Source organism: Spirosoma humi, assembly GCF_054776575.1.
Window position 1 is genome coordinate 1,797,651 of record NZ_BAAHBR010000008.1, and the last position, 1,536, is coordinate 1,799,186.

Here is a 1,536-nt window from a genome sequence, read left to right on the forward strand (position 1 = left end):
CGGCAGCACCTACAGTGTGGTACTGAGCATCCCCACGGGGGTGACGGTGACAGCCAGTGCGGGCACCCTAACGGGCAATGTGCTGAGTGGCATTAGTTTAGGCACTTCGGTGACGCTGACGGCGGTCAACAGCTGCTCGCTCAGCCAGGTGGTGGTGATGACCAGTCCGGTGTGTCCGCCGGTGTGTCAGAATCCGGTCTTGACCGTGACGGGTCCGGTGTGTGATCCGGTGACGGGCTTGAGCTCGGTGAGCTTTGTAGCCAGTGCGGGGGCGAGTGTAACGGCGAATGTGGGCGTGGTGAATGCCGCTCTCCAGACAATAACGAATATTCCAGCCAACACGAATGTGGTGGTGAGTGCCAGCGTGGCGGGGGGTTGTGTAACGACCCGCACGGTGGTGACGGGAGCGGTGTGCACGACCTGCTCGGTGGCCATCAACCTCTCGACGGGCAACGCCATCTGCGTGGATGGGGTGAGCTTTGTGGCCTCGGTGACGGCCAGCCCGGGAGCGACGCTGGTGGCCCTGGGGGGTACGCTGGTAGGCAACCAGGTAACGGGCACGGTAGGCAGCAGTGTGACGGTGGTGGCCAGTCTGGCGGGCTGTGCCTCCCAGACCCAGGTGATCGGCAGTCCGGCCTCGTGTACGACTGTAGATCCGTGCCAGGCCGTCAACCCGCTGGTGAGCGGAGTAACTTCTTGTGACAACAATGGCAGCACCTACAGTGTGGTGCTGAGCATCCCCACGGGCGTCAGTGTAACGGCCAGTGCGGGCACCCTGGTGGGGAACACCGTCACGGGTATCAGCCTGGGCACTTCGGTGACGCTGACGGCGGTCAACAGCTGCTCGCTCAGCCAGGTAGTGGTGCTCAGCAGTCCGGTGTGTCCGCCGGTGTGTCAGAATCCGGTCTTGACCGTGACGGGTCCGGTGTGTGATCCGGTGACGGGCTTGAGCTCGGTGAGCTTTGTAGCCAGTGCGGGGGCGAGTGTAACGGCGAATGTGGGCGTGGTGAATGCCGCTCTCCAGACAATAACGAATATTCCAGCCAACACGAATGTGGTGGTGAGTGCCAGCGTAGCGGGAGGTTGTGTAACGACCCGCACGGTGGTGACGGGAGCGGTGTGCACCACGTGTACGCAGCCCATCGCTCTGCAGACGGGCAACGCCATCTGCGTGGATGGGGTGAGCTTTGTGGCCTCGGTGACGGCCAGCCCGGGAGCGACACTGGTGGCCCTGGGGGGTACGCTGGTAGGCAACCAGGTGACGGGCACGGTAGGTAGCAGCGTGACGGTGGTGGCCAGTCTGGCGGGCTGTGCCTCCCAGACTCAGGTGATCGGCAGTCCGCTGAGCTGTACGGGGGTAACGCCTTGTCAGCCGGTCAACCCGCTGGTGAGCGGAGTAACTTCTTGTGACAACAACGGCAGCACCTACAGTGTGGTGCTGAGCATCCCGTCGGGTGTCACGGTGACGGCCAGTGCGGGCGTGCTCACGGGCAATGTGCTGAGTGGCATTAGTTTAGGCACTTCGGTGACCTTGAC

The 1,536-nt window shown here is 63.3% G+C and carries 1 protein-coding gene; it reads left to right on the forward strand.

Annotated elements, in window-relative coordinates:
- On the forward strand, positions 1-1,536 hold a 1,536-nt coding region (locus tag ACYU8Y_RS16080; protein ID WP_460938995.1), incomplete at both ends, for a hypothetical protein.